The organism is Methylomonas lenta, assembly GCF_001644015.1.
GTDB lineage: Bacteria > Pseudomonadota > Gammaproteobacteria > Methylococcales > Methylomonadaceae > Methylomonas > Methylomonas lenta.
Genome location: NZ_LUUI01000082.1, coordinates 1 through 22590 on the forward strand (window position 1 = coordinate 1; position 22590 = coordinate 22590).

Consider the following 22590-nt stretch of genomic DNA (forward strand, 5'->3'; position numbering starts at 1 on the left):
TGGCGCTTATGGGTCGGTTGGTGACAGTTCGATACTTCCAAAAGCCGTCATTCACTACTGGCGTAATCGTATCTGAATTGGTGGCGGTTTTGCGATTGGAATCGGTAGCTGGTTTGGGGTGGGGTGGGGTGGAATATTGTTAAGAGAGTACTCGCCTACACCACAGGCGGGTTAATGTGGTACGTTGTGAGCAAAAATGCTGCCGTCGTCTACCTCAAAGGTGCCTTTGTAGCCAGCGGCTTTAATGGCATTGTAGGCGCGGTCTAGGCTGGTGTAGTCTTTGTTTTTCTTGTCTCGGCTAGAATTGATCACGCAATGCCCAAAGGCGTAGACGGATGGCTTGCCGTAGGCGGCGATTGTCCAAACCATTTTGCCGGATGAGTCGGCATTACCGTAAAACCGGATAAGTTCTACATCTTCGGCTTGGATAAGGTTCTTAAGTTCGTCGATTGTCATGATAGCTCTCCGGTGAGGTGAGCTTATTATATGACAAAGTTGCAACTATGTTAATACGTAATATAGTATATGTATTAACGTATTCAAAGCTTTGCATCGGTTGGCCAGGCTTACTGGTACCATATTTAAGACGTTGACTTCTGAATAATTATAGCTGACCCGTTGTCATCGACCTGTCAATGTCAGAAGACGACTGCACCATCTTATTGGCCTAGAACCACTTAGTGAAGTCAACTATTGAGCCAAAAAATATCAATAGACATCTGCACAGTGCGTAATTATGCCTAATACTTCTCTTCACAGAAGTGAATATTTTTGTATGGAACCCGAATCTTTTAACGAGGCTCGAAAAAATCCAATAGTTGCAAAAGCGTTGTTTACGGTGCTGCTGTTTGGTCGTCAAGATGCCAAGACCATACGAACAATCCAAAAACAGTTATCCGCTTTTGGAATTCCCGCGAGATAGTGTCACATTAATATAATTTAACGGCCTCTGTAAGACATAGATTATATTACGGGTTATATGACATTTTTTGACGACATTGACGAAGTCTTTTAAACTGTCACATAAACGACCGTATAAGTGACAGGTGAAAAATGCTAATTGGATATATGCGGGTATCAAAAGCGGATGGTTCTCAGGCATGCGATTTACAACGCGATGCACTATTTGCCGCCGGCGTTGCCCATACACACATTTATGAAGACCATGCCTCAGGAAAACGGGAAGATCGCCCAGGTCTAGCTGCTTGCATCAAAGCATTACGCGAAGGCGATACGCTTCTTGTTTGGAAGCTGGATCGATTAGGACGCGATTTGCGGCATTTGATTAATACCGTACATGATTTAACAGGCCGAGGCGTCGGCCTTAAAGTTTTAACAGGGCAGGGTGCTGCCATCGATACCACGACCGCGGCTGGTAAATTAGTCTTCGGAATTTTTGCAGCACTTTCCGAATTTGAACGGGAGCTCATCTCAGAGCGAACCGTAGCCGGATTGGCTTCGGCTCGTGCGCGCGGTAGAAAGGGAGGACGACCCTTTAAAATGACAGCTGCCAAACTGCGGTTGGCCATGGCGGCTATGGGGCAGCCAGAGACAGTGATCGGGAATCTTTGTAAAGAATTGGGTATTGCTAGGCAAACTTTATATAGACATGTTTCACCCAATGGAGAGCTGCGACCAGACGGAGTGAAACTCCTATCGAATGGTTAGAAAATGGGTGGCGACTTCGGTCACGGACAAAGCCGGCCAAAACGCCACCATCCCAATCTATCCCTGTAAAATATTTCTAGCCAATCCGCCCGTATTAAAGGTATCTCAAGTAGTGTAGTCGTCTTCTGACATTGACAGTTTGGGCGCAGACCTCCTTGATGTGCCGTTTTTATACTGCTTTATTATGTTTTAGCTAAGTTCGCCTGCCTATGTTGAAGACAAGCGCGAAAGAGAACAAACAACGATAAATGTTGCCAAACATTTATCGTTGAGTTAACGTTAAACTTCAGTTTATCTACTATTTAACGTAAAGAGGGGAAAGGATGAAACAGCGAAAGAGTCGATGGTTAGTTAAAACCATGCTGTCAGTTTCTTTAATGTCTTTTTGTTCTATTAGTCTTGCAAAGGTTGAAAAGCAAAAAAATGAACAAACCAGTGATGGGGGCATAGCTTCGTTCTACAGTGACAAATTACATGGTCGAGCCACGACAAGCGGCGAAACTTATGACAAATATGAGCTGACGGCCGCTCATAAATCATTACCCATGGGTACACGGTTACTCGTGACGAATCTCAAAAACAACCGCAGCGTGATTGTTAAAGTCAATGATCGCCTGCAACGCCCTAATAAACACATCATTGACTTGTCAAAAAAAGCCGCTAAAGAACTCGGTTTCGTTCATGCCGGACTCACCAAAGTAAAAATTGAAATTTTAGACATTACTTAAAGTTTGAGTTTTTACTTGGCTATTTTTGCCCATCCCGCTATTACCCATTTCAATACGAGCCCTTACGTTTGCCCGAATGCACAAGCGCCTGGCAGCCTATTGACAAATGTAGCCGATCGGCTACACTTAAAGTATGGTTGATATAAAGAAAACCGATGTTTATGCCCGATGGCTGGATGATCTTCGCGATATTCGTGCTCGCGCACGCGTTTTGGCTAGGGTCGAACGTCTGGCTGCCGGCAATCCGGGTGACGTTAAGTCCGTTGGCGAAGGCGTATCGGAGATGCGCATCGACTATGGCCCCGGTTATCGGGTGTATTTCACCAGACGCGGCAACGAAATCGTCATTTTGTTGGCCGGTGGCGATAAAAGCACTCAGGATGCCGATATTAAAACCGCCCAAGGTCTTTCCCGTAATCTCTAGGACAAACGCAATGACAAAAACTATCATCAGCCGCTACGATGTAGCGGAGCATTTAAGAACCACCGAAGAAATGGCGGCCTATCTGGATGCATGCATCGTGGAGGCTGACGGCGATGCGGCCTTCATAGCCAAAGCACTTGGCGATATTGCCCGTGCACGCGGCATGTCGCAGATTGCCAGAGATACCGGACTTTCCCGCGAAAGCCTGTATCGAGCTCTGGACGGCGAGCACATCCCCAGTTTCGATACGATCCTCAAGGTAACCAAGGCACTAGGCATTCATCTGCATGCCGATCCGGCTTGATAAATCCAACGCACACGAAAACGTACGTTAGCAGCTAATATAATTCGCTTACGAGCTTTCTTAAGCAAACTGACTGACAACACCCGGCCATAACGAGACAATTAGCACATGCATGGCAACGGCAAAAGTATGCTTTAAAGCCGCCATTTAATCCACATCAGGGGTTAGATTTAGTGGAACCAATTTGAGGCTATAGCCAATCCCCTTACATCCTTCAAAAAAATCTGATCTAAATTTTTGCGCATCAAATCCGCCAAGTTTCTTTTGCTTGCCAATCAATACAGATGTTGAGTTATAAATCAGTTGCAATGCGTAGGTAACTACGTCCGGTACTTCAAGTAAAACAACAAAATCAGGTCTGACACTGTAGTGCCCAACGTTGAAGCTGTCGGGCAAGTCAATACCCGTGAGCTTTGAACGTCCAGAAACCCTCTTTTGATACCTGAAAGGATACGGTGGTCGACGATCTGCATGGTCGGCATTTAGCTCAAAGTCGATCCAAAGATGCTCAATGTCACCACCATATTCTTGGGAAAGATATTCACTGATTTCATTAAACGGCCCCCGAAGGCTGTCACATATCGTCATTGTTTGCTGATCACAAACATTGGCAGTGATCGAAACATGCATATTTTTATGCCTTAGGAGAATTTTGCCGCATGCTCACGACATAGAGTAATTTGCGCACCAAGGCTGATCCACCCTGAATAAAAGCGGGAGTCATGTGGATCACTTGGACGCACATCGATAGAGCCAACAATGCTAATGCGTTTACTTGCTTCCTTGAAGCGGACAGTCTGATACCAACTAATGTCCTGTTCGTTATTCCAATTTCCATGTGTCTTAATCAGCCACCTTCTCAGTTCAAAAAACGCCAGAGATGGCGGCTCTGTTTCTAAGTAGTCGAGGCTTGCGATTAGGTTTTTGCCATACTCAGGGTTGGTATTATCTGCTTTTAGCACAAGCGCTGCCGTGAAACGCCCGTCATCGAGAAGAACTGATAAGCAGTCCCCTGCCTTGAAAGGAGCCTTCCTGACAACCAATCGTGGCAGTGCTGAAGGCTTTGACTTAGGTACAGCAATCTTGGCGAAGAACTTGTTAAGCGCCTCCTTTCTTTTTGCCAGAGCTTTGGAATCCTCGCCCCAGCGCCCAAGGCCGTTTCCCAACTGTAAATCTTTGCGAATTCTTTCAAGGATCCGATCTTCGAGACTTCCGTAAGTCCATTGGACGTGAGCGAGCGCGAGCCATAACAACGGAGCATCATCTTCGTCATTTTCAAGTTCTGAGAAATGTGAAAGTGCTGAATCAGTCGCGATGGTAACGGATTCACCAGCCTTGATACGATCCTTGACGAATCCAACAACATCCGAAACGGTATCATCTTGTAGTATTCCAACGCCCCAAGCACCCATCTTTATGCCTTACTCAGTTACCTTGCTCAGCCGATCATGCAGTAAGGGTAACTTGACGGTCAAGTTGATGCACTGATTAGACATCTTGATCGTCACGGAGCCCAACCCTTTCTATGAATTTTTCAATGCTGCGCGATACGCGACAAGCACTATCTAGTCCTGCTATGCAATCGACCATAACAATAGGCGAAGGTTTGCGGCACCCCATATCGAAGGCGATGGATTCTAGCCCACCGTTGCTACTGAAGAAGAATAAGTCTGGGTATTCCTTGCGGTAGTTTTCGTCTCGCCACAACTGGATTGCAAAGGCGACGTCAAACAACTGAAACCAGAGTGGCTCAAGAGCTAACTCGCCTTCACCACCGTTTGAGTAGCGGAGGAGCTCTATGTACTCAACTGGTGGTTCAAACGGGAGAGCACTGTTGAGTTCGACGATGTGTGACAGCGATGCACCATCAACTTTTCGCCACTCACGGCCAGGTTCAGACAGTAATTCAGCTACAGGGCGCACGGATGTCTACGTAGAGCTACGTTTCATGATTAGCATATGATTTCCCTCTCCGTATATCATAAGTGATAAGTAATAATGGCCGGTAATGGTCAAGTTGCTGCCATTGAATCAGATGGAGCGATAGTCTGCAACGGGTCGTGACTTGCCCGTCAACAACGTCCCGCCAGTAACTCAATTGAAAAAATGGATACTAATTTTGTCCAGAATTTAATGAGCTCTAAATGTGCAATTTCTGATCTTGATACCGATCAAAAAACGGGGTTGCCTATCAAAGCCTTTCATGCTTGAAATTTGAAGTTTGTCCTTGCTTAAGGGCTGCAGAAATTATCCCTTTGGCGAGCTTAGCTCCATTTGCAGGATTACTCAAAAAATCACCCAGTTGATCGTCATGAATACGATCAATCACACGCACCACTTCATCAGACTCTATAATCTCTCGCGTTACTAACACTGTTCCGCCCGTTTGGATGGAGAAATCATCAAAATCTAACAGATGGCCTGCCAAGATCAGTCCTTGATGAGCGGTTTTAGCCATTTGGTGATCAATGATTTTGTACTTAACCTTATTAAACACATCCACGACTATAAGCGTATCCAGGCCATTTGTTTCTTCAACTTGATACATGGCATAGTGGGCATAACGCATACGCCGGAGCAATTCAAGCTCAAACTCGTCTGCCTGTTTATGAAATAAACGCAAGAATTTCTCGGCCATATTGAAGCCATGCGGGCGATAGCCGAAAGTCGCATAATCGGCAAATAAATCCATTTCTTCTTCGCTATCTATCACCAATGTTTTTTGGTGCCATAGTCCAAGATGACGGCCACAGTTTTTAATGTCTTAGGAACTGAGCTTTTTGAAAATCTTACTATTCAATAAAACGCCTCTACGGCGAATTTCAAGGTAATCGTTGGATGTAAAATGGGTATCTGTCATAGCGGTGGGTGGGTAACGCGTATTGTCCAAGTAACTTTTATTCTGCTACGACGACTCTAAAATAAAACGTCGCTGAACGGATAGAGGTATTTTGATTGTGAGTTTGTGTCGAATTTGTTTAATTATCGCATAACATAACCAGCCGCTACGTCATTGATACGAAGGACTGCTATTGCTGCAGTGGTTGTGCGCCGTAATAAGGCGGCGCCTTTCCTGCATTATTGCGAAACCTTGAGCAATTGGTAGCGCAACCACTCAAAACGGTCTGACCATCAATGCTGAATTGGATACAAATCTCTATCCGAAAGGCATTCACATAAGTGATGCTGAACTAGAAATGCTTAACATGACTAAGGCGTCATTTCATGGCGAATGGAACTATACAATTACTCAGAAATGTTCAAGTTAATTGTGGACAAGCCCTAAGCATCGGCATTAGTGATTAAACGTATGCCTTTTTCCTCAATCACAATCCTGCGTTGTTTATACAAGCCGCCAATGGCTTGCTTGAACACTTTTTTGCTGACTGCAAAAGTATCGTAAATCATCTCGGGTGGACTTTTGTCAGTCAAGCCAATATAACCGCCGTGCTTTTCCAGAATAGCCAAGATTTTGCCGGATGTGGCATCGACTTTTTGGCCGTATTTTTCCTGACTCAAAATCAAATCCAGCTTTTGATCCGGTCGTACTTTTTTGATAAAACCGGCTAGTTTCTGACCTCTTTGCAGTGGCTGGAAAATCTCGTTTTTATACAGTACTCCCCAATATTTGTGATCGACCACCGCCTTAAAACCCAGTTCGGTTTCATCGACAATGATTAATTCTACCGCCTGTCCATCCTTATAATAAAACGCTTCATCCTGAATAAAGTCGTCCAGCAACATCGATGCGGCGATACGGTTATTTTCGTCCAGAAACAAGCGCACCAGATAAAATCGCCCTTCCACCATCTTGGTTTTCTGTTCACTAAACGGTACCAGCAAATCCTTAGGCAAACCCCAATCCATAAAAGCACCGGCATGACTCAATGACACTACTTTTAGCCAGGCGACTTCATCGACCTGAACTTTGGGGACCAGGGTGGTGGCTATCGTCTGATTTTTACCGTCAATATAGACAAACACTTGCAAGCTATCGCCCATTTCACAATTCGCAGGCGCCTCTTTGTCGGCAAGCGCTATCTCGCCTAGTTCGCCACCATCAAGATATACCTCGTTATCACGCTTTTTGCTGATGGTGAGGCTGTTAAGTTTACCGATTTCGATCATGGCTGTTCCGATTTGTTATTTAAATTGCACTTGTGAGTTGAATCTTAAGTTAGTTTTTTATTCCCACGCCTTTATGCATCAACAATAGGCTAAACAAACTCAAAAACAGGATAAATCCCGCTATCATTTCAAACGCCAACACAATATCCACGTCACTCACTCCAATCAAGCCATATCGAAAGGCATTGATCATATATAAGATGGGATTGCCTAGTGCTATGGTTTGCCAGATCGGCGGCAACATGGCCAGAGAGTAAAACACCCCCCCCAGATAACTCAAGGGCGTCAATACAAAATTGGGGATGATTGATATATCGTCAAAACTATCCGCAAACACTGCATTGATGAACCCAGCCAAGGCAAATAAGGTTGCGGTTAACACCAACACGCTGATGCTGATCCAGCCATTAGCGACACTGACATGGGTAAACAGCATGGAGACACCTGTCACCACTGCGCCTACTAACACACCTCTGGCGATACCACCACAGACATAGCCGACCAGAATCACCCAGTTCGGCACCGGCGCCACCAGCAACTCTTCGATATGATGCTGAAATTTGGTGGAGTAAAACGATGACACCACGTTGGAGTAGGCGTGACTGATCACCGACATTAAAATCACCCCCGGCACAATGTAATCCATATAACTGACGCCATGCACACTACCGATGCGCTCACCTATCAGTTTGCCAAAAATCAGAAAATATAAGGCTGTCGTAATAGCTGGCGGTAATAGGGTTTGCGGCCAGATACGGGTAAATCGGCGAATTTCTTTGTACAGGATGGTACGGAAAGCGACGGAATAGTTCATTGCACCAGATCGATAAATAATTGTTCCAAGCGATTGGATTTGTTTTTTAAGCTCAACACTTCTATTCCTAAGCCAGATAACTGCTGAAATAGACGATTTAAACCATGACTTTTCGGAACAGCCACATTCAACACCTGACTATCGACCAGCTCAATCTCATAGCCCTCGATGCAGGGCGCGACCAACAGATTTTGAGCGATATCCAACACAAAATGATCGATATGTATCCTCTGCAACAAACTATTCATTGCCGATTTTTCGACAATTTCACCGTTATTGATAATGGCGATGTTGCGACACAGACTTTCAGCTTCCTCTAAATAGTGAGTGGTTAAAATGATGGTGGTACCTTGCCGATTCACCTCCTGCATCATTTGCCACATAGCACGACGAATTTCGATATCCACTCCGGCTGTAGGTTCATCCAGTATCAATAAACGCGGCTGGTGCACCATGGCCCGAGCGATCATCAAGCGCCGTTTCATGCCGCCCGACAAACGCCGCGACACAAGATCGCGTTTGTCCCATAAATCCATTTGCCGCAAACTTTGCTCGGTTTGTGCCAGTGCCTGTTTGCGTGGTATGCCGTAATAACCCGCCTGAATCGACACCACGTTTTTGACGGTTTCAAATTGGTTGAAATTGACTTCCTGCGGTACCAGACCAATGCAACTTTTGGCTTGATTGGTGTCTTTTTCCAGATCATGACCAAACACACTGACTATTCCGCTGGATTTAGTCACTAAAGAACTAATGATACCTATCATGGTGGATTTGCCAGCCCCATTCGGGCCGAGCAAGGCAAAAAAATCGCCGCTGTCTACCTCAAGATCTACGCCTTTCAAGGCTTGAAAGCCGTTGGCATAGGTCTTTTTTAGGTTTTGAATAGATAAAGCCTTCATGGGGTGGTTTATAATGCAGATAGACTAGAACAGGCGTGTTTACTGAGGACCTCGCCTAAAGAGGATGAATTTTAACAGAATTCCCCCTACCGCCTAAGCCTAAACAGGAATATTACTTTGCTTCATTCAATCCCTAACAACGTTGCTGCCGTCGATCTTGGCTCCAACAGCTTTCATATGATTATTTGCAGCCTGAAAGATGGCAAACTACAAACCATAGATCGTCTGAAAGAAATGGTGCGCTTGGCGGCTGGTTTGAATCAGTATAAATATCTGGATCAGGAAACCCAGGATAAAGCTCTCGCTTGCCTGGAACGTTTTGGTCAACGTATCAATAATTTCCCCCCCAACAGTGTCCGTATTGTCGGCACCAATACCTTACGGCAAGCTAAAAATGCCGAGCAATTCATTATCAAGGCTGAACAGGCTTTGGGCCATCCGATACATATCGTTTCCGGTATCGAAGAGGCAAGACTGATTTATCAAGGTGTTGCTCACAGTCTGGCTAGCAACGCCAACAACCGCTTTGTAATGGATATTGGCGGCAGCAGCACCGAATATATTATCGGCCAGCACGACATGGCACACATTAAAGAAAGCTTGAATATGGGCTGCGTTACCGTGAGCCAGAATTTTTTCAAAAACGGCGCACTATCCAAAAAAGCCTTTAAAAAAGCCAGCCTGTTCGTTGAACAACAACTGGAACCATTTCAGGCTACCTTTAACAGCAAAAATTTCGATGAAGCCATCGGCGCTTCCGGCAGCTTAAAAGCCATTAGCAGCGTATTGCAAGCCTCCGGCTTCAGTAACAACGGCATTACGTTAGAAGGCATGGAAAAACTGGTTTCGCATTTGCTAACTCAGGGGAACATAGAACAAGTCCACTTACCTGCTTTAAGCATTGAAAGGCGACCGGTTTTTATTGGCGCTGTCGCCATTGTCTACGCGACTTTCAAGACCCTGAACATACAGCAAATGACTGTCTCTGATGGTGCTCTACGCGAAGGCTTGGTACATGATCTATTGGGCCGTATTTATAACGAAGACATCCGTTCACAAACCAGTCAGATCATCGCCGAACGCTATCACACCGATAAGCGCCATTCCGATCAGCTCAAGGAGACCATGCGCTATATGGTGGCGCAATTAGATAATCATCCCTATTTTTCGGACAATCCATCCTGTTTGCAGTTTCTGGAATGGGCAGCGGAACTGCATGAAATAGGCTTTGAGATTGCCCACAATCATTACCAAAAACACAGCGCCTATATTGTGGAAAATGGCGACATGGCCGGCTTTTCAAAACAAGATCAACAGATTCTGTCCTGCTTGGTGCGCAACCATCGTAAAAAAATCAGCCTCTCGCGTTTTTCAGATTTACACGCACCCTGGCGTCAACATGCCCCCGTCATGACCATAATTTTCCGTTTAGCCAGCCTGCTACATAGAAACCGTCACAGTATACGCCCGGATTTTAAAATCAACATTGATGACAAAGACATCACTCTGACTTTCCCTGAGCAATGGTTAGAGCAAGCACCATTAACCCAGGCTGATTTAAAGCAGGAAATACAATATCTAAAACAAGCCAGGTTTAAACTGTCTTTTTAAATCATGCTTAAAACCTTCGGTCTGCCAAAATCAGTCAAACGTTTTCTTTATGCCTGTTTGACGGTTTTTTTTCTGTTTAACCTGCTGTTATTTTTTGTTATTGATAACTCGCCTCTATTAAAGATGCATCAAGGCCTGAATCGGGATGATATTCAACGAGCCACGCAAATTCTGCATATCAAACCAGAGGAACGTAATGAAGTTAAAACGGTTATATTGAATGAAAAAGACGTCAATATTGCTGCCAATTATTTGCTAAACCACTTTGTTGAAAATACGACCAACATCCAAATTGGTCAAGATATAGTCTTCGTACAAATTGCCGTATTCGTACCTAAAACGATTTGGGGACGTTATCTGGACTTTAGTTTTAAATTAATACAAAACAACGACAGTATCAAAATAAAATCGCTCAAGATTGGTGAGGCATCCGTACCCGATACAGCTGCGAATTACTTGATCCCTGTGTTAGCCCAATTCACCCCACTTAAAAAATATTGGGATCTGGGCATAAGTCACATCAATGACATTCAGATTACGTCGGCGGGCATTCAGATCAGCTACCTGGGCTCGATTGTTGATGCGGCTAAACAATTGGTGATTCAAAAACATCGCGAATATCCCAATTTGCATTTATATCAACAGCAAATCAATGAAATTGTTAGCCAACATGACCCGGCCTGGCGGCTATCCTTGACAGAATTGCTGCAGCCTTTATTTTTAAGCGCATACCAACGATCGACGGCAGAAACGGCTATCCGAGAAAATCGCGCGGTGATCATTGCGGTCGGCAGTTACATCTTTAAACAAGAATTACGCCGTTATTTACCGCTAGGCTTGGTATACAGTAAGGAATACCCGGTTTTTGCCTATAAACGCATCGACATCCCGCAGCATTTCATCGCGTCGGCTCTGTTGGCGACGATTGATGCCTCCTTTTTAAGCAAACAACTCGGTGAAGACAAAGAACTGGGCGATGCTGAAAAAGGCAGTGGCTTCAGTTTTATCGATTTAACGGCAGATCGCGCCGGCACCCGCTTTGGACAAACTGCTATCGCCTCTGCCAAACAAGCCCGCAAACTTCAACAAATCATGTCCACAGTGAAGCACTACAGCAGCATAATTCCTGACATTCAAGGCCTACCGGAAAGAATGGACGAACCGACGTTTAAGACCAGGTTTGATAACATAGGCAGTCCAATTTATCAGAGCATGATTTCTGAGATAGATGAACGCATCGAAGGCTTGCCTATATATCAATAACCATGAATTTTCAAATACAAGGGAGTTTGGCAACTTTGGCGTCGACAATGATTGAAACCTAGAAACTTGCTGTTTAATAATCTACAGCATTGATTTATACATAAAGATGGTCATGCTTTGCCAAACAAAAAGATGCAGGAATACTAATTTTAATTATCTGACTGTTTTTACCCTTGCAAAGCCTAATTCCTTAGGTGTAAAGTGCGACCAAACGGCAATAAAAATCAACTAAAATCGCAACTTATAAACAACATATTTTGTAAAAAAACATCACTTGTAGCTAATTAGCAATTATTTTTAAATGCTCTGCCGTTTTTTTGTTTTATCTAGCATCTATAACAAAGGCACTATAATAACCCCGTGCCTATAACAATAATATCCTTACCAAGAGATTGACTATGTCCAAATTCCCGATTGACCTCGGCGCATATCAGCGCATTAAATTAGATCCAAGCAACCCAACTTTAACTGCAGAGCAACGCGCCAGCTTGAAAGCCAATATTCAACTGTGCCGCGATGCCATTGTATTCTTCACCGCTACAGGTGCAGCGCGCGGCGTAGGCGGTCATACCGGCGGCCCATACGATACAGTGCCTGAAGTCATGATTATGGATGCGTTATTCCGTAGCTCAGACGATTTCGTACCCATATTTTTCGATGAGGCCGGCCATCGTGTCGCCACCCAGTATCTGATGTCGACATTGAACGGCGATTTACCTGCAGAACGCCTGATGGAATACCGCGCCGCGCATTCCCACTTACCCGGCCATCCTGAATTAGGCTTTACCCCTGGGGTAAAATTCAGCTCCGGTCGTTTAGGCCACATGTGGCCTTATGTGAACGGCGTAGCCATCGCAAACCCAGGTAAAACTTTATTCTGCCTGGGTTCAGACGGTTCACAGCAGGAAGGTAACGATGCCGAAGCTGCGCGCTTGGCTGTGGCGCAAAACCTTAACGTGAAACTGATCATCGACGACAACAACGTCACTATCGCCGGCCATCCATCCGATTATTTAAAAGGTTGCAGTACTGCCAAAACCTTAGCGGGTCAAGGTGTTACTGTTCTGGAAGGTGACGGTGAAGATCTGGATGATTTGTATAAGCGTATTTGTACCGCTATCAATACGCCCGGTCCAGTTGCGATTATTAATCATAGACCGATGTGTCCAGGCATTGTCGGCCTTGAAGGCTCTACCCATGGCCATGATGTAGTTTCTGTCAAAGTCGCCTTGGAATACCTGGAGTCACACGGCCAACAAGCGGCTGCCGATCATTTGCGTGAAGTAAAAGCGCCGAAAAATGATGCCGTTTTCCTGGGTTCCAGCGATAAATGGGATGCTAACCGCAATGTATTTGGTGATGCCGCTGTAGAAATATTGGGTCGCCTGAGCGAAGCAGAACGAATTGAAAAAGTGCGGGTGGTGGATAGTGATCTGGAAGGCTCTTGTGGCCTTTTCAAAATCCATAAAGCCTTCCCTGAAGTGTTCATTTCATCCGGCATTATGGAGCGGGGTAATTTCTCTGCTGCGGCGGGTTTTGGTATGGAAGCCGGTAAACAAGGTATCTTCGGCACCTTCAGTGCGTTCCTGGAAATGTGTATTTCCGAAATCACCATGGCACGCCTGAACAATTCCAACGTACTCAGCCATTTCTCCCACTCCGGCATCGATGACATGGCCGACAACACCTGTCATTTCGGTTTAAATAATATGTTTGCCGATAATGGATTGAGTGACGGTTACGATACCAATCTGTATTTCCCGGCCGATCCTTTGCAAATGAAAGCCTGTTTGGAAACCATTTTCTTCAATCCCGGCTTACGTTTTGTGTTTTCAACCCGCTCTAAAGTACCGACTATTTTAGATAGCAATGGCAACGAGTTCTTTGGCGGTGATTACAAATTTGTCTCCGGTAAAGACGAAGTCATTCGGGAAGGTACAGCTGGCTATATCGTTAGTTTTGGTGAAGCTTTATATCGCTCTCTGGATGCGGTAGAAAGACTCAAACAACAAGGCATTGATGTCGGTTTGATTAACAAACCCACACTTAATGTCATAGATGAAGACATGCTGGCTAAAATCGGCAAATCACCCAAAGTGATGGTGGTTGAATCGTTCAACCGTAAAACCGGTTTGGGTAGCCGTATGGGCTCCTGGTTGCTGGAACGCGGTTATACCCCAAAATATGCGCATCTAGGTACGCATATTGAAGGTTGCGGTGGTCTATGGGAGCAATTTCCGCATCAAGGTATCGATCCAGCCGGCATTATGGCTAGCTTCTTAAAAGATTAAACGCTGCATCTCAAGAGCACAGCATGTGCTCTTTTTTGACATTCGGTATCACTCAATATACAGAGTGGTATCGAATGCAAAAAGAATTAGGATATGATTTATATCGTTCTAGGAAATGAAATTGGGATTTCTTTTAAAAAAAGAATTCCAAACCATGCATCCCTACTGTCAAAATAATAAAACTTTAAATCAGCCAAACAGTTAAGTGTTTTTAAATTGTTCCAGTCTATTGGATTCATGCTTATTTTCAAAAAATACGGATTTTAGTTATTGCCTGAAAAATCCATTGAAATTCAGCCACTAAATAACAAATATTCCCTGATTAATCTCACTTGCCAGCATACAAGCATATTTTTTATGCTGAAACGACTTTGTTGATATTCCCATGCTCAATCTATACTTCTGCGGCTAAACTACAGATTTTGACATTATTCAATATCTCTGTTTTAAAATGATTTCTGCGGGCTGATACTAAACATCCAAACAAAAAAAAGGGGCTTTTCAGCCCCTTTTCAATATTGGCGACTTAATTATTAAAAGTCACACCCGGTGTGCCTGGTAATACTGGCATCTCTTGTTTTGGGAATTCACCGGTCAAAGCATTTAAAAATGCTACGATATCAGCCACCTCTTCATCAGATAATTCCTTATCCAATTGCAGCTTGGCCATAACCCTTACTGCTTTTTCCAAAGTGGGCACAGAGCCATTATGGAAATAAGGTGCTGTCAAAGCGATATTACGTAATGTAGGTACTTTGAACATATGCGCATCGCTATCTTTTTTGGTTACTTCTGCTAAGCCTTTATCTTTGCTGATGTGGTATTGCGCTTCGAAATAACCATTGGGGTGCATCGGGAATTTTTGAAACACACCAGGACCATTGAATGCAGGGCCGCTGTGGCAGCTGGTGCAACCCAATTCCACGACTTTGTTCATGCCCCGTACTTGTTGCTCATTCATCGCATCCGCATCACCTTTGACATATTTATCGTAGGCGCTATTAGGTGTGATCAAGGTTCTTTCGTATGCAGCAATCGCCTTAGTGGCATTGTCTTTTGTGATGGTTTCAGAATCGCTACCGAAAGCCAAGTCGAACGCCTTACGATAACCTCTGATGGTTTTTAAGCGAGCAACAACATCATCCCAGCTTTTCATACCCATTTCGATCGGGTTGGTAACAGGGCCTGCCGCTTGTTCTTCCAGGCTGGCGGCGCGACCATCCCAGAATTGTACGGTATTAAATGCCGAATTCCAGACAGTCGGTGCACTCCGACCACCGGTTTGACCATTCACACCCATAGAATTAGGACGATTATCTTCTCCACCCAGCATAGTATTGTGGCAAGACGCACAAGATACAGTACCTGTCGAAGATAAGCGTGGATCGTGGTACAGCATTTTGCCCAAAGTCACTTTTTCTGCGGTGGTTGGGTTATCTGCAGGTGCAGGTGCTGTGGTTGGCAAGGCATCTGCCGCCATGACAGAAAGTGAACCAGTCAATGCAATCGCAGCGACCAGCATCCGAATTTTAAACATATCATCCTCCAGTATTATTATTGTTAATAACGAGCTTGAATTGTAAGATAAAGCCCGCGGTAATGTGAATTTTAGCACAGGGAACCATTTCAATTGATCACCACCTATGTGATACATCTTTTTTGATGCATAGATCAACGTAACTACGTTTCAGAGTCCTCGTGGACTGACAATCGCGAACCCTCTCCGCCATCAGTCGTTGTTTCAATAATCGAGGGAAAGCCATGAAAGAGTTAACTACATCAATCGCTGCATTTTTACTACTTTTGAGTGCTTAGCTGTTTGCCGAAGAACATGCTGATGTGGCATAACCCATGGCAAGGCAGTGTCAATGATCCGTTGTTATTTGGACAGTTGCAATCGCTTGCCAATTATCATCGGTGCGCTGCTAACCGTTTAAATCTCCAACCATAAAATGCAATGTAGCTATAACACAGTACGGGTACGAATAGTGCCTGCTGAATACCTAGTTGATCAGCGATCGCACCTTGTAGCACAGGCACAATGGCGCCACCCACAATAGCTGCACACAAAATACCTGAACCCTGACTGGTATGCATCCCCAAACCACTAATTGCTAAAGAAAAAATCGTCGGAAACATGATGGAGTTGCACAAACCCACTGCCAACAGACTCCACATCGCCAATTCACCGTTATTCGACATTGCCAATATAACCAGTAACACTGCACACAGACTGTTAAAGGTTAAAACAGTAGCCGGGCTAAGCTTTTGCATGACGGCAGCACCTACAAAACGCCCGATCATCGCCCCGCCCCAGTAAAACGAAACATATTTTCCGGCATCTTGCTCGGCAAGTGCAGCAATATGGGGTTCACCGAGGAAATTGACCATAAAACTACCTATCGCCACCTCGCCGCCAACATAAAGGAATATCGCTAAAGCACCCAACACCAAATGTGGATACTGCCATGCACTCTTTCCACCATTTCCGGGACTGCTTTCTATTGAGACAACTTCGCTATTAATCTTCGGCAGCTTCAGTACAGCAAAAACCGCTGCCATTAAAAACAATACTGCCGCCAAAAATAAATACGGATTTTGCACTGTCGCAGCTTGGGTTGCTTGATAAAGCGACAATTCCTCTGAATTCAGTAATTTGATTTCATCGGCAGTTTTTACTGCTGTCGATAAAATCAATAAAGCCCCAAAAAATGGTGCTAATGTGGTACCCAACGCATTAAAGGCTTGCGTTAACGTCAATCGACTGGATGCGGTTTCAGCTGCACCTAACGCAGTAACATAGGGGTTAGCCGCCACCTGCAACAAAGTAATACCGGAAGCCAGTACAAAAAATGCAGTTAAAAATAACGGGTAAGAATGAAAACCGGCTGCTGGATAAAATAATAAACAACCACAGCCTGCGACGGAAAGACCTGCAACAATCCCACCTTTGTAACCGATCTTCTCAACCAAGTAGCCACTCGGCACCGAAACCACAAAATAGGCTGCAAAAAAACAAAACTGAACCAACATGGCTTGCGTGTAATTCAGGGTAAACACAGCCTTTAAATGCGGAATCAAAATATCATTTAAGCAGGTGATGAATCCCCAGATAAAAAACAAAGAGGTCAATACCGTCAGTGGCCCAATATAAGATTTTTGCAAATTTTGCATGAACTTTTTGCAGGCCTGGGTTAGTTTTTTAAAACGGTAAATTGGGCTGTTTCATCACCGACCATGACTTTAAATTCGCCTGGTTCGACAATGCGTTTCATATCGAGACCGATAAACGACATATCCTGTGCAGTGAGGGTGAACTGCAAGGTTTCCTGTTGCCCGGGTTCAAGCTCGATTTTTTTGAAGGCTTTTAACTGCTTAACGGGTCGTGTGACTGAAGCCACTTCATCATTTAAATACACCAGTACGGTCTCTTTGCCGGCAATGCTTCCAGTATTTTTAACCTTAACACTGAGCTCGATCGACTCCCCCAAACTGATACGGTTTTGTTGTATTTTTAAGTCACTGGTTTCAAATGTGGTGTAACTCAAGCCGTGCCCAAAAGCATACAAAGGCCGATATTGATTCAGTTCAAACGCTTCCATCGGCTTGTGATCATACGGTGTAATATCGTTGGTTGCTCGCGGATAGGTAATCGGTAATTTACCACTAGGATTCACGTCGCCAAATAAAATATCCGCCATCGCCACACCGCCTTCCATACCCGGCAAAAAGCCTAATACTACAGCCTGCGCTTGTTCAGCAAGCTCGGTGATAATGCGTGGCCTGCCGCCAAAAGTGACTAAAATAACCGGTTTGCCGATAGCAAAAATGGCTCGGGCAAGTTGTAATTGCACAGGATCCAGCTCTAGTGAATCGATGTTACCCGTGGTCTCAGTATAGGTATTTTCACCCAACGCCAAAACCACCACATCATGATTCCTCGCCTGTGTAACCGCCTGCTCGATATTGATTTCATCGCTAAATCGCTGACCACCCACATAGGTCACCTGACCACTGGTTTTTTGTTGGATGGCTTTTAGCAAGGTTAATTTATCCTGCGGATAAAGTTCCTCAGCGCTGCCCTGCCAGGTAATAGTCCAGCCGCCGTTCATTACACTTAACAAATTAGCGCTAGGGCCAGTCACCAAAATACTGGCGTGTTTGCTCAAAGGCAAAATGTGATTGGCATTTTTAGCTAACACAATTGCTTCTTCCGCAGCCTGACGATTGATGGCAACGGCATCTTCGGTAGCGAAATTGCCCTCTACGGGTAAAGCCGGTTGCTTAAGTTCAAACAAACCCGCTTGAACTTTTACCTTCAGAATGCGTGACACTGCTTCGTCGATCCGGCTCATAGGCACATCACCGGTTTTGACCAAATCCAGCAGCAAATCATAAAAAGAATAATCAAGTGGCACCATACTCATATCGACACCGGCCATAACAGCGACTTTTACCGCATCTCGCGGTGAGGCGGCTATTTTGTCACGTGTATGCAAGCGAATGATGTCTTCCCAATCAGAAACCGTAAAACCTTTAAAACCCAGCTCGCCACGCAGGATTTCGGTCAGATAATGATAATTGGCATGACCTGGAATACCATCGACTTCGGCAGAATTGATCATCACCGTTGGTGAACCCGCTAAAACACCCGCTTCGAAACTCGGTAGAAAATATTCGCGTAAAGCGCGCTCGCCAATCCAGGCCGGGCTGCGGTCTTTGCCATTTAATGGATAGCTGTAGCCCACATAGTGTTTCATGCAGGTTGCTGCTTTATTGGCTGCGGCAACATCATCACCTTGATGCCCTCGGATGAAAGCACTACCCATAGCACTGACCAAATGTACATCTTCACCGAAGGTTTCCCATAATCGCGGCCACAAAGGCTGGCGACCTATATCCATTACCGGGGAAAAATTCCAATCCAGCCCAGATGCTTTCACTTCCCTCGCCGTAATCTCACCTTCTCTAAAAGACAAATCGGTGTTAAATGTCGCGGCCATACTAATGGCTTGTGGAAACAACACCGCATTTTGCGTATAGGTTGCCCCATGAATGGCATCAATGCCGTAAATTACAGGAATTTTTAAGCGGGTTTTAGCGGTCAGATCGCGGATGGCTTGCGTCATGTTTCGCCATTTAGCTATCGGCTGCGCCTTGTTATTAGGCGTAGTCGGTGTATTAAGTATGGACCCCACGTGACGATTCAAAATTGCGTGTTCCAATTTGTCTATATCGATAGGGTTTTCAACATCCTGACCATTTGCGACCGATACCAAGCTAAAATCGATTTGCGTCATCTGCCCGACTTTTTCTTCCAACGACATTTGCGACAGCAAGGTTTGAACTTGGTTTTCGATAACTTGATTTGCTTCTTGCGCACACACAACAGACTCAGAAATCAGAAGCAGAGGGAACAGTAAAAATAATGCTTTCATTTACAATGGAATTAATGTTTTTGATCGAGTAATTAAAATTCTGAATTTAGCATTTAATACAAATGCTAAGCTGGACTTGCAACCTGAATACCTCTGACGCAATTTCTACCATCGCGTTTTGCCATATAAACCCCATCATCCGCAGCCTTTAAAAGCGCATCCGGACCGTCCATTGTATGATCCCGAACGGCGACACCGATACTGACACTACCTTTCCAGACCCCCATTCCAGCCCTCACCTTAATTTCAGCAACGGCTTTACGTACCAATTTTGCTAAATACATCGCGCCTTCCAGCGGTGTATCCATGCAAATAATCAGAAACTCATCCCCACCTAATCGACAGACAATGTCGTCGTTTCTGACACTATGCTTCAACTCCCGTGCCAGAGTCTGCAATACAAAGTCGCCGGACTCATGACCGTAATTATCATTAATTTGCTTGAAATGGTCGGCATCTATCATCATGCATACTAGCGACGCAACCTTGCCATCGGCTGCATCCCAAGATTTTTGCAATACGCTGATGGCATAGTGGCGGTTGGGCAATTCTGTTAAAGCATCCGTCATAGCAATCTTTTCCAGCTGAAAATTGGCATCGGTTAGCGCCCGTGTTCTTTCCTGTACTTTTATTTCCAGGGTTTTATTCATCTCCAGCAATGCCTGATTGCGTTCGGAAAGCTGTTGGAATAAGTTTCTTAATGCAACAAGTAGGGGCTCTGTTGATTGCAAATGGTTTTTTTCTTCTGAAAAATAGGCTTCTTTGGCGGAAGCACCTGCTTCGATCGCGGCCAATTGATGCGCCATATTCTGATCCACGCCTAAAATATGGTAAGCCAGCCAATTCGTCAAAAAATCCAATAGATACTTAAAAACTGTAGCCGATGCAGGGCAAAGCTCTACGCTCATAGCAGACACTTGCCGCATAAAATTATCGTGATCTTTTTTATGAAATTGAAAATGCCTGACATCAATCCCAGACGCCAGCATCAAATTTTCCTCTTCCTCAAAATGATATTGAGCATAGGCTGCCAATTCATTTAAAAGCTTCTCGATGTCGGTTCGTTTCAGTTCATTTTGCGTTAATAATGCGCCAAACTCATTCAGTATATCCACCAGCTTGTGATGCTGATCATCAACATCGACTAAACCGGTCAAATACTTATCACCCCATTGAAACGACTGCATAATTTTTTTCCTTATAAATTTCTAATACGAGCTTATTACATGCCAATACGCTAAGTAGCCTTAAAAACAACCAAAAATCGGCCCATACAGAGAACTAACAATATCATTTTACCTGCGGAAGCCTTTATAATTTTCAGATACTTAGATTGCTATTTTCACAAAACACTACTACATTACGACATCAATAAAATTCTTAAACTCTAATCATGAAAAAAGCACTTTTTATTTTGCCGGCATTGTTTGCGTCAACTGTTTCAGCGGATATTTCCCAAATATTTATTGCCCAAGACGGCACTCAGTTTCCTGTTACCAGCATAGCAGGGTCACCGACATACCAAGAAGACATCATTGCTGCGGAAACGATATTTGCCGAATACCAATCGACTTATGAATATACAGATTTCACGGTTCGAACCATAGACTCGATAAGTGGCAATTATTTTGACATTTTCACCTCTGAGAATGGCTCATCGCTTACCTGCTTTTCCAGTTCCGGCCAGCCGCTCGGCACTGATATAGCCAGTTGCTATGCCGTCACACCAGCAATATTATCCAGTTCACTGCTGCAAGCCGCCGCCAAAGATAAGGAAAACTTTACCGCCCTTAATGCAGCTACAACCGTTAATTTACAGCTTAACCGCAGCACCACGCAAATCAGCCAGTCATTACAATCCATGCGTTCATTGCGAAGCCATCCCAAGCCTAGCAAAGGCAATGGCGCAGGTGATGATGCGTATGAAATGATGGGAAACTTTGGTCTGTATGCCAACTCGGGCGGAACATTCGGTAAAGTAGACAGTACTACCAACAGCAGTGGTTATGACGTTTATACCCGCAACTTCAATTCTGCAGTTGATTACAAAATCAACGATACGATTATCACAGGCATGCTATTTGGCTACACCAGTTCGACCGTTGATGTGGACAACAACGGCGGAAACTTTAACGCCGACACCTTTAGGTTTTCTCCGTTTGTCAGCCTATCCCCCACAGAAAACACCTACGTCGATATTGCAGCCGGTTATGCCAGCCACGATAACCGCTCACAACGAAATTGCCTGCTATGTTCTTCATCAGCCGACGCCAGCTTCCGTACAGACGAATTTAATATACTGACAGGTTTAGGCTATACACATCATTTCGACGCCTGGAGCTTACGTGGTTATGGCCAAGCATCGACTATTTACATGGATATCGGCGGTTATACCGAAACAGGTGATACAGCTACCGGCCTGCTGACGATGCCTAATCAATATGTTTTATCGATAACCAGCACCTTTGGTACCGAATTAAGCTATGCCTGGAGTTTACCTTTTGGCGTACTGGTACCCCGTATATCTGCCGAATGGGTCAGAGAATATGCCAATGACCAACGTTTAATCACTGCGCAATTACAAAATGGCGGCATTACTAGCATTCAAACCGCGGCCGCACAGCAAGACTGGGGAAATGCTGCAGCCGGCTTGCAAATGGTGTTACCCAATGGCGTCTCAGCCATGCTTAACTTTCAATCGCTGATTATGTCCGGCGCCACCAATTACACCATTGAAGGCGGTGTGCGAATGGAATTTTAAGGCCAACTTACTTTTAGCTAGGCAGCCAAAGATGATCATCGATATCCGGCTGTATAGGCTGCAAAGCTATAATCACATCTTCTGCGGTACGCACAATAGTCTGTTGATGCATATTGAAACTGGTAGCCTAGCAAGGCATATACTTCGAAGGTAAGACGAAAATAACCGCTGATGATTTATTGCTAAGGAATGCGCATGAAACAAGTTCGTTGGCTGTGGGTGCGAATTTATTCGCATTGTGCGGATAAATCCGCACCT

Annotated in this window: 20 protein-coding genes and 1 pseudogene; 9 read left to right on the plus strand and 12 right to left on the minus strand. The window is 44.7% G+C overall.

The genetic code is table 11. The annotated features are described in order from the left end of the window. Positions 1-171: 171 nt before the first annotated feature. On the minus strand, positions 172-456 hold the full coding sequence (locus tag A1359_RS05870) for a hypothetical protein (protein ID WP_066979423.1): 285 nt from the start codon (positions 454-456) through the stop codon (positions 172-174). 597 nt (positions 457-1053) lie between these two features. On the opposite strand from A1359_RS05870, the gene A1359_RS05875 reads away from it, so the two are divergent. From A1359_RS05875 to A1359_RS05890, 4 genes are all read left to right on the plus strand, one after another. Continuing rightward, positions 1054-1668 carry a recombinase family protein gene (locus tag A1359_RS05875; protein ID WP_066979426.1) on the plus strand — a complete coding sequence of 205 codons (615 nt, stop codon included), beginning with the start codon at positions 1054-1056 and terminating at the stop codon, positions 1666-1668. Positions 1669-1991: 323 nt separating this feature from the next. Then, positions 1992-2396: a septal ring lytic transglycosylase RlpA family protein gene (locus tag A1359_RS05880; protein WP_066979429.1), complete on the plus strand. Its 405-nt coding sequence runs from the start codon at positions 1992-1994 to the stop codon at positions 2394-2396. 133 nt (positions 2397-2529) lie between these two features. Beyond that, positions 2530-2820: a type II toxin-antitoxin system RelE/ParE family toxin gene (locus A1359_RS05885; RefSeq protein ID WP_066979432.1), complete on the plus strand. Its 291-nt coding sequence runs from the start codon at positions 2530-2532 to the stop codon at positions 2818-2820. Positions 2821-2830: 10 nt separating this feature from the next. Beyond that, a complete protein-coding gene (locus A1359_RS05890) occupies positions 2831-3124 on the plus strand; it encodes an addiction module antidote protein (RefSeq protein ID WP_066979436.1) in 294 nt (97 codons plus the stop codon). A gap of 147 nt (positions 3125-3271) precedes the next feature. On the opposite strand, the gene A1359_RS05895 is transcribed toward A1359_RS05890, so the two are convergent. The 4 genes from A1359_RS05895 to A1359_RS05910 all read right to left on the minus strand — a co-directional run bounded on the left by A1359_RS05895 (position 3272) and on the right by A1359_RS05910 (position 5816). Further along, positions 3272-3754: a hypothetical protein gene (locus A1359_RS05895; protein ID WP_066979440.1), complete on the minus strand. Its 483-nt coding sequence runs from the start codon at positions 3752-3754 to the stop codon at positions 3272-3274. A gap of 11 nt (positions 3755-3765) precedes the next feature. Beyond that, positions 3766-4536: a hypothetical protein gene (locus tag A1359_RS05900; protein ID WP_066979443.1), complete on the minus strand. Its 771-nt coding sequence runs from the start codon at positions 4534-4536 to the stop codon at positions 3766-3768. Positions 4537-4612: 76 nt separating this feature from the next. Further along, positions 4613-5047, minus strand: a complete 435-nt coding sequence (locus tag A1359_RS05905) for an SMI1/KNR4 family protein (RefSeq protein WP_066979450.1) — start codon at positions 5045-5047, stop codon at positions 4613-4615. Positions 5048-5315: 268 nt separating this feature from the next. Beyond that, positions 5316-5816, minus strand: a complete 501-nt coding sequence (locus A1359_RS05910; RefSeq protein WP_066979453.1) for a hypothetical protein — start codon at positions 5814-5816, stop codon at positions 5316-5318. A gap of 406 nt (positions 5817-6222) precedes the next feature. Here A1359_RS05910 and A1359_RS21810 point away from each other — a divergent pair. Then, a pseudogene (locus A1359_RS21810) lies at positions 6223-6393 on the plus strand (ISAzo13-like element transposase-related protein); the annotation flags it as partial. 13 nt (positions 6394-6406) lie between these two features. Here the strand turns inward: A1359_RS21810 and A1359_RS05915 are convergent. The 3 genes from A1359_RS05915 to A1359_RS05925 are packed head-to-tail and all read right to left on the minus strand — an operon-like array spanning position 6407 to position 8968. After that, positions 6407-7252, minus strand: a complete 846-nt coding sequence (locus tag A1359_RS05915; RefSeq protein WP_066979457.1) for a CvfB family protein — start codon at positions 7250-7252, stop codon at positions 6407-6409. A 49-nt stretch (positions 7253-7301) separates the two neighbouring features. Continuing rightward, positions 7302-8066 carry an ABC transporter permease gene (locus A1359_RS05920; RefSeq protein ID WP_066979461.1) on the minus strand — a complete coding sequence of 255 codons (765 nt, stop codon included), beginning with the start codon at positions 8064-8066 and terminating at the stop codon, positions 7302-7304. Further along, entirely contained in the window at positions 8063-8968 is a 906-nt protein-coding gene (locus A1359_RS05925) for an ABC transporter ATP-binding protein (protein ID WP_066979464.1), read from the minus strand. Before A1359_RS05925 ends, A1359_RS05920 begins: the two co-directional genes overlap by 4 nt. 117 nt (positions 8969-9085) lie before the next feature. Between A1359_RS05925 and ppx the strand changes: the two genes are divergently transcribed. The 3 genes from ppx (at position 9086) to A1359_RS05940 (ending at position 14133) form a co-directional block, all read left to right on the plus strand. Then, the gene (ppx, locus tag A1359_RS05930) at positions 9086-10579 is read left to right on the plus strand and encodes an exopolyphosphatase (protein ID WP_083960517.1); all 1494 of its coding nucleotides are present in this window, start codon (positions 9086-9088) and stop codon (positions 10577-10579) included. Positions 10580-10582: 3 nt separating this feature from the next. Further along, a complete protein-coding gene (locus A1359_RS05935; RefSeq protein ID WP_066979467.1) occupies positions 10583-11842 on the plus strand; it encodes a hypothetical protein in 1260 nt (419 codons plus the stop codon). Positions 11843-12240: 398 nt separating this feature from the next. Next, positions 12241-14133: a transketolase C-terminal domain-containing protein gene (locus tag A1359_RS05940; protein WP_066979470.1), complete on the plus strand. Its 1893-nt coding sequence runs from the start codon at positions 12241-12243 to the stop codon at positions 14131-14133. Between the two features lie 526 nt (positions 14134-14659). Here the strand turns inward: A1359_RS05940 and A1359_RS05945 are convergent. From A1359_RS05945 to A1359_RS05960, 4 genes are all read right to left on the minus strand, one after another. Next, complete coding sequence (locus tag A1359_RS05945) at positions 14660-15670, minus strand: cytochrome-c peroxidase (RefSeq protein ID WP_066979473.1); 1011 nt, start codon at positions 15668-15670, stop codon at positions 14660-14662. Positions 15671-16044: 374 nt separating this feature from the next. Next, complete coding sequence (locus A1359_RS05950) at positions 16045-17307, minus strand: sugar MFS transporter (protein ID WP_066979476.1); 1263 nt, start codon at positions 17305-17307, stop codon at positions 16045-16047. Positions 17308-17327: 20 nt separating this feature from the next. Continuing rightward, the gene (locus tag A1359_RS05955) at positions 17328-19571 is read right to left on the minus strand and encodes a glycoside hydrolase family 3 N-terminal domain-containing protein (protein WP_066979480.1); all 2244 of its coding nucleotides are present in this window, start codon (positions 19569-19571) and stop codon (positions 17328-17330) included. A 65-nt stretch (positions 19572-19636) separates the two neighbouring features. Beyond that, positions 19637-20758, minus strand: coding sequence for a GGDEF domain-containing protein (locus A1359_RS05960; protein WP_066979483.1), 1122 nt, complete (start codon positions 20756-20758; stop codon positions 19637-19639). Positions 20759-20964: 206 nt separating this feature from the next. On the opposite strand from A1359_RS05960, the gene A1359_RS05965 reads away from it, so the two are divergent. Next, entirely contained in the window at positions 20965-22332 is a 1368-nt protein-coding gene (locus A1359_RS05965) for an autotransporter outer membrane beta-barrel domain-containing protein (RefSeq protein ID WP_066979486.1), read from the plus strand. The last annotated feature ends 258 nt before the right edge of the window (positions 22333-22590 follow it).